The sequence below is a fragment of the Archangium sp. genome (assembly GCF_036389735.1).
Lineage (GTDB): Bacteria > Myxococcota > Myxococcia > Myxococcales > Myxococcaceae > Archangium.
In genome coordinates, this window is record NZ_DASVWK010000339.1 from 1 (window position 1) to 11,815 (window position 11,815).

The window sequence follows — 11,815 nt, forward strand, 5'->3', positions numbered from 1 at the left end:
GCGCCCTATGACGTTGGCGGAGTTTGCCCCGCGCTTCCTCACCTACAGCGAGAACAACAACAAGCACTCCAGCGTCGTCAGCAAGAGCCAAATCCTAGAGGCTCACATCCTGCCGTTTTTCGGGGAAATGGCGCTGGCTGCCATTGGCCCGGCTGAGATTGAGGATTTCAAAGCTACCATGCGCAAGAAGAAGTCGGCAGCGCGCGCCCGGAAGGAGGCCCCCACGCGGGCAGCCCTCCGCAAGCGCAGCGGCGAGGAACCGAAGCCGCTGAGCCTCAAAACCATCAACAACGCGTTGACGGTACTGAGCAAGTTGCTGGCGGTCGCGGAAGAGCAGCGGGTCATAGAGCAGGCCCCGCGCGTGAGGCTCTTCGCGAAGCTGCCGAAGCCGCCCTTTGATTTCCTCACCTTCGAGGAGGCAGAACGCCTGCTCAACGCCGCCGAGCCGGAATGGCGAGCGCTGGTGCTGGTGGCGCTCAAGGCGGGGCTGCGGCAAGGGGAACTGATCGGGCTCCAGTGGGGCGACGTGGACTTCCAGCGCGGCAAGCTGCACGTCCGCCGTACCATCTGGCGCGGCATCTCGGGCTTGCCCAAAGGCGGACGCGAGCGGACGGTGGAGCTGCCCGGCTCGGCAGTGGACGCACTCAAGGGACACCGGCACCTGCGCGGCCCTTACGTGTTCTGCCAGGAGGACGGTCGGCCGCTTACTGACGGGCTGCTCAAGCTGCCGCTGCGCCGGGCCCTCCAGCGGGCGGGCATCACGCGCGAGCAGGGCCGCATCGGCTGGCACGACCTGCGGCACACCTACGGCAGCCACCTCGCCATGAGGGGGATACCGCTGACGGTCATCAAGGAGCTGATGGGGCACGCGACCATCGACATGACGGAGCGCTACGCCCACCTGAGCCCGGACACGCGCAGAGAGGCGGTCGGGGTTCTCGACCGGCCCTCTGCGCCCGCGTGCGACATACGTGCAACACGGATGGAGGACGCTGCTAACCACCCGTAAGCACGGCGTAAAAAAGGGGAGGCGGCGGGAATCGAACCCGCCGCCAGCTGCTGGCCTTCAAGTCGTGAGCACGACCCCCGCCGAAAGCGTCGCTCCGATCTGCCCCTACGAATCGTCTGACTGACACCTCGGCGGGAGCTACCCCTCGTCTCCGTCGTAGTACGCCTCCTGGGACGCCGTGTACTCGTCGACGGAGAAGCCATCGAGCTCTCCGGACACCTCATTCGTGAGTAGACGCCTCAACGCGGCTTCCGCCTCGTCGGAACCGAGCTCCCGCAGATACCTTTTCGCCCTCTCCAATCCCGCACCACACAAGAGTTGGAGGTCGATCGATGCGTCCGCATCCATGCTGGAGGTCTTCGCCCGCCAGATTCTCGGCACGTCCTCGAGCAGCCCCGTCCGAAACAGCAGAAAGCAGCACAGCCGCATGACCTGCGTGTCTCCTCCGCCCTGCCCTTGGCGCTCCCGCTGCGTCTCGTCGTCCAAGACCGCGCGAACATCCTCGAGCTGCTCGGGAGCGGGACTCGAGCCGAACCGGCGGAGACATTCCTCTTCTGTCAGGCGCATTCTCCGTCCTCTACCTCGCCGCATCCACCTGCTTCAACCACAGTGGAATAGGCTGACGGGAACGGCACCTCTTGAGGCTCTTCCGCCACGACGCTTCTTCCCTTCGGATCGAGCACATGCTGTGCGACGGCAGCGAGCTGGTGAGCCAGGACAGCCCGACGAGATGAGGGCCATCAATGCGGCGATGCTGGCGCCGGCACGGGTGCAGACGTCCAGCGCGAAGCTCCTGCGCAGCCTCCGCCCTCGCGGCTGCCGCAGGCGGCGGGCTCGCCCGTTTGTTCCCCATCCCTCCGCGGCTGCTTGCCCTGCGGGGGCTCGTGCACTGCCGCTCCTCGGCAACCGCGTCACAGGTCCACGTCCAGGAGTCTTTCTGTTTGCGGCGGTGGTGAAACCGCCACGAACAACGGCATGCACAAGGTTGGGGAATCCATGTTCCTGGAACAAGTTTATGAGAATGCGCCCGCGGTCAAGAGTGGCAAACATTATACGACGGTGAATGAGTTTACCGACCAGCAGCCGGCGCTCCGGCCCGAGGTACTGGTCGAGGTGCGGGACAGGCTGTGTGAACTCGGCCTGTTCGACGCCGACAAAATCCTGGTCGAGGAGGACAAAGGAGCCATTCTTGGAGCCGCGATCTGCCTCGAGAGGAAGCTCCCCCTCGCTGTCGCCCGCTGGTACAGCTACGAGCTGAATCACGAACTCACGGCTTCGATCGATTCCGAGTACTTCAGCGGCAAGCTCTACGTGAATGGGATCTCCCCCGGAGATCGGGTCGTCATCATCGATGACACGATCAGCACCGGCGGCACCCTGGCCGCGCTCATCGAAGCCGTATCGTTGGCCGGAGCGTCCGTCGTCGAGGTGCTCGTCGCGGTCGAGAAGGTCAGCAATCGAGGGGCCGAGCTCATCCGCTCCAGGTTCAACCTGGAGGTGAAGTCCCTCATCCAGATCACGGTTGATCCCCTGACGCAAAGGGCCAGGGTGGTGCCGAAGCAATCCTGAATGTGTCGAGGAGGCTGACGGAACCGTCCCATCTTCGGCGAGCGGACCTGAAGCCTCTCACCCTGTTCCATGCCCCGCTTCCAGAGCGGAAAGGCAACGTGCGATGTGTGGCATCTTCGGAATCGTAGATCACCCTGAGGCTTCCGTCCTGGCGTACCTGGGCCTGCATGCCTTGCAGCATCGCGGGCAGGAGTCGGCGGGCATCGTCGCCTCGGATGGCCAGGGCCTCCGGGCCCATCGCCAGATGGGGCTCGTGGCCGACATCTTCACCGCGCCGGTACTCAAGACGCTGCCGGGCAACGCGGCCATCGGCCACGTGCGCTACTCGACCGCGGGCGTCAGCCACCTCAAGAACGCCCAGCCCTTGTCGGTGGAGTACGTGGGCGGCCAGATGGCCGTGGCCCACAACGGCAACATCGTCAACGCGCGGGAGTTGCGCACCGCGCTCGAGGCCACCGGCGCCATCTTCCAGTCGGACTCGGACACCGAGGTGGTCATCCACCTCATCGCTCGCGCCAAGGAGCGCACCTTCGAGCAGAAGCTCGTCGGGGCGCTCTCCAAGGTGAAGGGCGCCTACAGCATCCTCTTCCTCACGGACAAGAAGCTGGTGGCGGTGCGAGACCCCAACGGCTTCCGCCCGCTGGTGCTCGGCAAGCTGAAGAACAGCTGGGTGCTGGCCAGCGAGACGACGGCGTTGGACCTCATCGAGGCGGAGTTCATCCGGGAGATAGAGGCCGGCGAGATGGTGGTCATCGACGAGGGCGGCCTGCGCGTCAGCCAGCCCTTCCCGCCCACGCGCCTGGTCCGGTGCATCTTCGAGCACGTGTACTTCGCCAGGCCGGACTCGGTGCTCTTCGGCACCAGCGTGTATGAGACGCGCAAGGAGATGGGCCGGCAGTTGGCCAGGGAGCAGCCGGCGCCCGGGGCGGATCTGGTCATCGCCGTGCCGGACTCGGGCGTGCCCGCGGCCATCGGCTACGCGCAGGCCAGCGGCATTCCGTACGACGTGGGCCTCATCCGCAGCCACTACGTGGGCCGCACCTTCATCGCGCCCCAGCAATCCATCCGCCACTCCAGCGTGAAGCTGAAGTTGTCCGCGGTGCGCCAGGTGCTCAAGGGCAAGCGCGTGGTGGTGGTGGACGACTCCATCGTGCGCGGCACCACCAGCCACAAGATCGTGAAGATGCTCAAGGCCGCCGGAGCGCTGGAGGTGCACCTGCGCATCTCCTCGCCGCCCATGCGCTGGCCGTGCTTCTACGGCATCGATACGCCGAGCCGGCAGGAGCTCATCGCCTCCAGCCACTCCGTGGAGGAGATCGCCCGCTACGTGACGGCGGACTCGCTGGGCTACCTGTCGCCGGAGGGGCTGGGCACCGCGGTAGGAGATCCGAAGCGGTCGACCTTCTGCACGGCCTGCTTCTCTGGCAAGTACCGCACCCAAACGCCCCTCCCGATGGGTCCCGAACCAGTCCGGGAGGGTGTCCTCCATCAGGGTGTCAAAGAACTCGAGCGACCCCCCGCGGCACGACGGGTGGCGGGAAGGAGAAGAGAGGAAAACCCGCCAAGAAATCCCCCCGCCTCCAGCGAGCCGACGCCTCTCGGAAGACCGTGACGAAGGCCCGGTACTGCTCGCGCAACTCCATCAATGCCTGGCGCGTGGCGGCATGCCCCAACGGCCGCGGGCTGCGCTTGTGGAGCGACTGCCCATTTTCCGGTTCAGAATCTGCCCTGGGCAGGTCAGAACTTGAGCCCGCTTGAAGAGCCAGTGGTTCCGTGGGTTTGAGAGGCATGACACGCTGGGAGTGGGCTCTCGCGCGTTCAAGAATTGAACTCTCCGCCTCCTGCCCACCGGAGCAAGCCCTGTCATTTGAGGAGCTTGGGTGCTGGCCCGGGCGTTGCTTCAGTGCGGCACGTGAGCCATCCGCCTCCGTCTCGGACCCTGGGGGCCACCGCCCTCCTCCTGTTGCTCGTGCACCTGTCCACCGGATGCACCCCCCAGGAAGGCGGCCCCCCACCGCCCGAGTCCGCCAGCGCCTCCTTCTCCATCCGCGCCGGGGACGTGGAGAGCCTCTCGCCCTCCGGCGTCACCGCCCTGGCCCTCTCCTATGCGGAGGTCTCGCGCATCGTCATCGACGTGAAGGAGCGGGACTCCGGCCATGTCCTGTTCGTCAACTTCAATCTGGCGCGGGCGGACGGGGCGTGGTCGGGCAGCATTCCCTTCCTGCCCAGGGGAAGGGCCCTCACCTTCAGCGCCAGGGCCTTCGCGGATTCCAGCGTGCTGCTCTTCTCGGGAGACACGGACCAGATCCTCTCCCGCGATGGCGAGACCGTTCCCCTCACCCTGGTCCCCGCCAACAACGGCCAGAGCATCGTGCTGCCGCGCCTCCGCAGGATTTCCCTTCCAACGGCGCTCGAGTCCGGCCAGGGCGGCAACGTGGGATTCCTGGTGGAGGCCACCGCGGCAGAGACGCTCACCTACGAGCTTTCAGCGGCCCCGGGGGGAGGCGCCTTCTACCCGGCGAGCGGCCCCCTCAAGCTGGCGGCCCCTGTGGGCACCTTCGTCAGTCTGTACATGCCGCCCCAGGTGACACAGGAGACGGACTTCGAGCACTCGGTGAAGGTGACGAACGCCGCGGGCCACTCCGTCTTCACCACCTTCAAGACGAAGGTGAAGCCGCCTGGGAAGACGGACGGGGTGGCGGACACCGTCCTCAAGGTGCTCTTCAACCCGGTCATCAACAGCCTGTCGGCCCACCGGGCGGCGGGGACGAGCGACATCCTCTTCCAGGCGGGCGTCAGCGACGACAGCCCGCCCGAGACGTGGACGTACACCTGGAGCTTCACCCAGAGCAGCGGCACCTCGCCCGACCCGGTGCCCGTCTTCACCAGCAGCGCCAACCCCTCCACCCTCCAGCACTACGACGACTCGGTGCAGGGCACCGTGGTGCTCAAGGTGACGGATGCCAATGGGGGCACCACCACCCTCGACTACCTGCTCCAGCCCGGCCAGCTCCCCGACGACCCCATGGCGGACAGCGGCCTGCTGTCTCTGAGCGCAGGCGAGGGGCACACCTGCCTGCTGCTCAGCGGCGGCGCGGTGCGCTGTTGGGGGCGCAACACGTGGGGCCAGCTCGGCTACGGCAATACCCAGCAACTGGGCGACGACGAGCTGCCCGCCACCGCCGGCAACCTCCGACTGAGCGAGAAGGTGGAGCAGCTGGCCGTCGGGGGACACCACACCTGCGCCCTGCTCGACTTCGGTATGGTGCGCTGCTGGGGGCGCAACCACGCCGGCCAGCTGGGCTACGGCCACACCCGCGGCATCGGCGATGACGAGTCCGCCTTCAGCGGGGGCTACGTCAGCCTGGGGGGGGCCGCGACCCGCCTGGTGGCCGGGTCCGCGCACACCTGCGCCCTGATGGAGACGGGCGCGGTGCGCTGCTGGGGCCTCAACAACCATGGCCAGCTGGGCTACGGCCACACCCGCGGCATCGGCGATGACGAGCTGCCGGCCAGCGCGGGCGACCTCACCCTGGGCGGCACCGTCCGGGAGCTCGTCGCAGGGGCCTGGCACACCTGCGCCCTGCTGGCGACGGGCGCGGTGCGCTGCTGGGGCCTCAACGCCCAGGGCCAGCTGGGCTACGGGCACACCCGCGGCGTGGGGGATGACGAGTCGCCGGCCAGCGCGGGCAACGTGGATGTCGGCGGCTCCGTCGTGCAGCTGGCCGCCTCCAGCACCAGCCAGCACACCTGTGCCCGGCTGGGGACGGGCACCGTGCGCTGCTGGGGCCTCAACGCCTGGGGCCAGCTGGGCTACGGGCACACCCGCGGCGTGGGGGATGACGAGTCGCCGGCCAGCGCGGGCACGAGCGTGGCGGGCACGGTGCTCCAGGTGGCCACCGGCGCCGAGCACACCTGCGCGCTCCTGAGTCCCGGGGGCCTCAAGTGTTGGGGTCGCAATGAGTCCGGCCAGCTCGGCCAGGGCCATGACACCTCGCTGTCCTCGCCGCCCTCGGCCACCGTGGCGCTCGGTGCCACCGCCTTCCAGGTGGCCGCGGGCGCCGGGCACACCTGTGCCCTGGTGTACCCGGGCGAGACGCGCTGCTGGGGCCGCAACACCTGGGGCCAGCTTGGCCTGGGGCACACCTACAACCTCGGCGACAACGAGGCCCCCACCGCCCCGCCCAACACCACCCCGCTTGCCCCCCGTGTGGTGGAGACCTTCCAGTCCGCGGCCGCCGAGGGGAGTGGCGTCATCACCTTCCGGGTGCGGGGGATGGACCCACAAGGCGGCCGCCTATCCTTTTCCTGGAATGCCAGCCTCGGCACGCTCTCCCCGCCCACCCTGGAGGAGGAGACAAGCGAGGTGGTCTGGACGGCGCCCGCTTCCTGCGCCACGGGGGTCAAGCCCACCCTCACCGCGACAGTGGTCAACGCGCTCGGGCTGAGCACCTCCACGACCTTCACCCTCCCCATCAATGACTGCTCCAACTGCGCGAGCCTCCTGAAGTCCCGTCCGAATCTTCCCAGTGGCCTGTATAAGCTTGACCCGGATGGCGCGGGCGGTAACCCCTCGTTCCAGGTCTATTGCGACATGACGACCGACGGTGGAGGCTGGACCCTGGTGCTTTCCTATCAGCACCCCGCCAACGGCACCGCACCTCTTGTCCCGGGTGTGTTCCCTCTCAACACAACAAGTGATTACGCCCACGCCACGGCTGCTCAGATTCACGTCTTGAACCCTACGAGTCTCCGCTTCTATTGTGAAACATCCCTCCATTCGCGGAAGATCCACTTCAAGACCAGTCATGAGGGCGTGCTGGCATACATCCGCGGCACCAGTGCGAGTAACAGTGCATCCTATTGGACCTCTGGCTTCACGAAGCTTACTGGCCACACGGCCTATCTGCCGACGGTCACCGACAATACCTACTCCGTGTCTGATCCAGACAGGCCGACCAATTTCCCATTCTGGGCATGGGGAAACAATCATTGGGGTATTGCTGGAGTTGGAAGGCGGTGGGAGTGTGACGATTACGCCAACGGACCCGGTCCCCGCACCTTCCATCAGATGTGGGTACGATGACCCAGGACTCCAGACAGGAGAGGCCCAATGAGCGTCGCAACCATCGAAGAAGGCCCGTTGCTGGGTCCGAGCTTCTTCCTCTCGCGTACGGCGCTCCGCTCGCTCGCGCTGGCCCATCGAGAGACCTACGGCGCCGCACGGCCCTATCCTCACGTCGTCATCGATGGCTTCCTGGGAGAGCGACTCGCGTCCGGACTGGCAGGGGTCTTCCCGGGCGCATCCGAGGCGAGCTGGAAGCGACGAGATCACCAGGAACAGGCGGCGCGCCTGGGACAGCTTCAGCGCAAGGCGTTCGAGGGCGTGCACGGAGCGCTCCGACACCTGCTCTCGGAGTTCTCGAGCATGTCGTTCCTCGATTTCCTGGAGACACTCACTGGAGTGCAGGGGCTCATCGCGGATCCTCATTTCCGGGGCGCCGGGCTGCATCTCACGCTTCGGGGGGGCCATCTAGCGCTTCACGCGGACTTCAATCGCGATCGCTTCCGTGCACTCTCGCGGCGGCTCACCGTCCTCTACTACCTGAATCCCGACTGGGAACCCGCCTGGGGCGGAGATCTCGAGTTGTGGAATGCCGACCTCTCCAGGTGCGAGACACGAATCGCTCCGATCCTCGATCGGCTGGTCGTGATGGCTCATGGCGATGACCACTGGCATGGCCACCCAGCCCCGCTGGAGTGTCCCGAGGGACGGGGTCGAGCCGCGGTCGCGGCGTACTTCTATACGGCGGAAGCGTCCTCGGACGCGCCGGAGGCCCACAGCGCCATCTGGGCGCCAGCACGTTCCTCGTAGGAGCGGACCTTTCCCAGATAATGACGAGGGGGTTTTGATACCCTGGGCCTGTTCTGGCCATACAGGCCGAGCAGGAGAGACACCTGGATGAGACACCTGAGTGCCGTCGTGGTCTTTTTTGCCGCCAATGCCTTCGCCGCCGATCCCGAACCCACCACCCCCGGAGAGGGAACGCTCACGCAAGCCGAGCAGGCGCTGTTGACGGTGCCACGGCCCCCGTGGCCCGCGGGTGACCAGCGCGGCATGGGCAACACGCAGGGCTATGGTACGCGCCTGCGCTGCGTGCCGCATCTGGCGGATCCGACCTCGCGTGAGTACGAGCTGTCCCACGTGCGCTCGGAAACCATGCCGATGTCGCCCTTCGCCGCCCCGCTCCAGTACGATTACGAGCCGACCTTCGGCCCGCCCTTCTCCCGGCATGCCGTCAACGGGGAGACCATCAGCGGGGAGCCCGGGGGCCAGGGCACGCAGATCGACGCGCTGGGCCACTTCGGCGTCCTCCCCAGCATCTGGGATCCCGCGACGGGCCCCATTCCCTCGCAGAACGCCGTCTACTACAGCGGCTACACCCAGGCGCAGGTGAAGCCGACCCCGGACTCGCCCCTGCTCAAGCTGGGCATCGAGAAGATGCCCCCGATCGTCACCAGCGCCGTGCTGCTGGATGCGCGCACGTTCGTCGGGGGTGGCACCCGGCTCTCCGGCGGCCAGCGCATCACCGCGGCGCACATCCAGGGAATGATCCAGGCCCAGGGACTGGGCTGGCGCGGCATCCTCCCGGGCGACGCGGTCTACATCTACACCGGCTGGCAGGAGCTGTGGCAGGACCCGGACACGACGGGCGCGTACTACAGCCAGGGTCCCGGCCTGTCCGTGGACGCCATCAAGTATCTCGGGGACAAGGCCATCGTCGCGGTGGGCCTCGACGTGCCCTTCATCGATCCCGTCAACCCGGGCCAGCTGTCGGGCCAGGCGCCGCCTCCGGCGGGCACCCCGCCCGGGCTGCCCTTCTTCTCCCACCACTACGCCCTGTCCCAGGTGGGCGTGCACCTGATCGAGAACATGCGCCTGGCGAAGATGGCCACGGACAAGGTCTGGCTCTCCTGCACGATGGTCCTGGCGCTTCGGGAGCGCGGGGGTTCGGGATCGCCCATCCGGCCCGTCGCTTACGGCTCGCCCCAGTAGAGAGTGGGTTCGACTCAAGGCGGCGGGAATCGAAGCCGCGCCGGGCGGTGCGAAACTCCCAGCAGAATCGCGCCCTTACCTCATAACCGCCCGGAATGCTTGGGAATCGATATCCCGCCGCGTCCCCTCCTGTCCCGCCCCGTTCCGCTCCATTCCGCACGCTCCTGCGACATACGTGCAACATGGCGGGGGCTGCCCACCTCCCGCCGTTAGGCCATCCCGGGCTGTGTGGCTCACCGCTCCCGGGGCCGTCCTGAACGTACGGCTCGCTCCCACTGCCGTGGTCCTGTACCGGGGCTACTGCGGCAGGGCACAGCGGGCCGCGCCCCTCGTGTGCTCGTTCGTCGCTGTCGGAGCGCGCTGGCATGCTCCGGACAACCCCGCATTGGAGGACCGACCCGGCCATGCGTCTCCGAGCGTGCATCGCACTTCTGCTCTATGTCTCAGCCTGCGCTACATCAGCGCCCAGCTTGAGAGAGCCAGCGGCCCGAGACCCGAGGCTCGCCAACCTCCAGCGAACGGCGACGCTGCCCTGGACGGACGGGGGGCGTTGCGCCGTACAGGAGGCTTCCGAGCCCTGGCCCGTGCTGGCGGAGCGGTGCTTTCATGCCCTCGACCATGAGCGGATCGAATTTCATGACACCACGGGTCGATGTGCGGTCGCCTCAGCGGGTGCCGCTGCCGTGGGGCTCGGTGTCTGCGTGCTGGCGGCACCGGAGATCGTCGTGGGGGCGGTGATCGTCGCGGGCGTGGTGGTGGTGGGCTTCGCCATCAAAGAGGCGTTGGATACCTACGCGGAGAAGAGGGGCCGTCCCCAGGTAGTAAGGCCCGCGCCTGAAACGCGGCCCGTGCCTGAAACAGCGCCCGCCCCGCAGAAACCCTCGCCGAAAAAAAGGCCCAAGCCGGAGCCCAAAGGACCGGATTTCCCTCCCGTGGGGCCAAGCGACATCGCTGAGCGAGAGCGCCGTGGCAGGTGCGAATACCCAAGCGCACAAAGACGCGCTGCTCGAAGCGGATTCCTCGCTTAACGTCGTCGTCACGGGGTGCAACCGATGACCAGGCGTAAAGCCCTCACCCTCATCGTCTACGCGCCTGCGCTTGTGGGCAACGACCGCCGCGCGCTCGATAGCGTCCATGGAATGGAAAAGGCGCTCCCCGGCTTGCGCCTGGAGTGGCGGCTCTCAGATGGCGGGCGCCCCATCGCATTGCCGCAGCGCGATGCGTGGCTCGCGGAAAGGACGCAGGACGGGAGATTCCCTCTTCTGTGCAACGGGGACGAGAGTTACCCCGTGACGGTCAACGGGAGGGGAAGACCTGGACTCCTCAGCCCAGGCGGTCAGTCCCTGTCTGAAGTGCATGCAGAACTGCCACTGGACGAGCCCGTGATCGCGGCAGCGGCGGCTTTGCTTGAGGGCGTGGCGGAGGGGGCGCGCTCGTTCTGGGGGCACGCGTCGCCGTATGGTCACGGCTCGGAAGTCGCGCAGCAGTTTCGCCGCTCGCCTCATGGACCAGAGTGTTCACCCCGTGGGCTTCCCATGCTCAACCTGCCAGAGAAGCTCCCCGCGCCTAAGATTCCCTGGTTCCTCGGGTGGCTGAACTACTGGTCGCCCGCTGCCGCGGAAGCCATCGGGTTTCCGGACCCGGCCCGCGACGCGGAGCTGCTGTCACGCTCACGGCGTACCGCGACGGGCGGGTGGGTCGTGCAGCTCGCCGATGCACCGCTCGATCTCGACAACCCCGCTCACCTGGACGCACTCAAACGGGCCTACGAGCGCTTCCCGGAGATTGGCGGGCGCGCAGCCCCTTGAGACTCGGCACGGCTCGCGGTGGCCGTGCTCAGAGCGCCGCCTTCTGGCTCACCGGGAAGGTGACGTTCTCAAGGGTGACGGTGCGCGGCCCGGGTGACTCCCACAGCTTGAGCGTACAGGGGCAACCGAGCTGCGCGCGCTCCCCCTTGATGCCCACCACGACGGCACCGGCCCCATTCGCGGGAATGGGTGCGCCCTGCCACCGGGTCAGCTCCACTTCTTCCCCTGTCGAGTCCACCAGCGCCGCCCCCGCCAGCGTCCAGGGCTCGACGCCGGGGTTCTTGAGGAGCAGCCGCACAGCCACGCTTGTCGGGTGGGTCTCGCCCGTGGGCGTGTAGCTGTAGCTCCGGGCTTTTTCGAGCCGCAGCGCGT

At 67.3% G+C, this 11,815-nt stretch carries 9 protein-coding genes; 7 read left to right on the plus strand and 2 right to left on the minus strand.

Annotated features, from left to right (window positions below; genetic code table 11):
• A partial coding sequence (locus VF794_RS11875; RefSeq protein ID WP_331109798.1) for a site-specific integrase occupies positions 1 to 1,009 on the plus strand: 1,009 nt, incomplete at its 5' end.
• Positions 1,010 to 1,147: 138 nt separating this feature from the next.
• Here the strand turns inward: VF794_RS11875 and VF794_RS11880 are convergent.
• Positions 1,148 to 1,495: a hypothetical protein gene (locus VF794_RS11880; protein ID WP_331109800.1), complete on the minus strand. Its 348-nt coding sequence runs from the start codon at positions 1,493 to 1,495 to the stop codon at positions 1,148 to 1,150.
• Positions 1,496 to 2,005: 510 nt separating this feature from the next.
• Here VF794_RS11880 and VF794_RS11885 point away from each other — a divergent pair.
• From VF794_RS11885 to VF794_RS11910, 6 genes are all read left to right on the plus strand, one after another.
• Complete coding sequence (locus tag VF794_RS11885; protein WP_331109802.1) at positions 2,006 to 2,578, plus strand: phosphoribosyltransferase family protein; 573 nt, start codon at positions 2,006 to 2,008, stop codon at positions 2,576 to 2,578.
• 103 nt (positions 2,579 to 2,681) lie between these two features.
• Positions 2,682 to 4,190, plus strand: coding sequence for an amidophosphoribosyltransferase (gene purF / locus VF794_RS11890; protein WP_331109804.1), 1,509 nt, complete (start codon positions 2,682 to 2,684; stop codon positions 4,188 to 4,190).
• Positions 4,191 to 4,490: 300 nt separating this feature from the next.
• The gene (locus VF794_RS11895) at positions 4,491 to 7,664 is read left to right on the plus strand and encodes a fibrinogen-like YCDxxxxGGGW domain-containing protein (protein ID WP_331109806.1); all 3,174 of its coding nucleotides are present in this window, start codon (positions 4,491 to 4,493) and stop codon (positions 7,662 to 7,664) included.
• Positions 7,665 to 7,691: 27 nt separating this feature from the next.
• Positions 7,692 to 8,453 (plus strand): 2OG-Fe(II) oxygenase, encoded by a 762-nt coding sequence (locus VF794_RS11900; protein ID WP_331109808.1) that lies wholly within the window; start codon positions 7,692 to 7,694, stop codon positions 8,451 to 8,453.
• Between the two features lie 87 nt (positions 8,454 to 8,540).
• A complete protein-coding gene (locus tag VF794_RS11905) occupies positions 8,541 to 9,635 on the plus strand; it encodes a cyclase family protein (protein WP_331109809.1) in 1,095 nt (364 codons plus the stop codon).
• Positions 9,636 to 10,687: 1,052 nt separating this feature from the next.
• Positions 10,688 to 11,443, plus strand: coding sequence for a DUF5953 family protein (locus VF794_RS11910; protein ID WP_331109810.1), 756 nt, complete (start codon positions 10,688 to 10,690; stop codon positions 11,441 to 11,443).
• A gap of 28 nt (positions 11,444 to 11,471) precedes the next feature.
• Here VF794_RS11910 and VF794_RS11915 read toward each other — a convergent pair.
• Positions 11,472 to 11,815: DUF2381 family protein (locus VF794_RS11915; protein ID WP_331109812.1), on the minus strand; the 344-nt coding region annotated here is incomplete at its 5' end.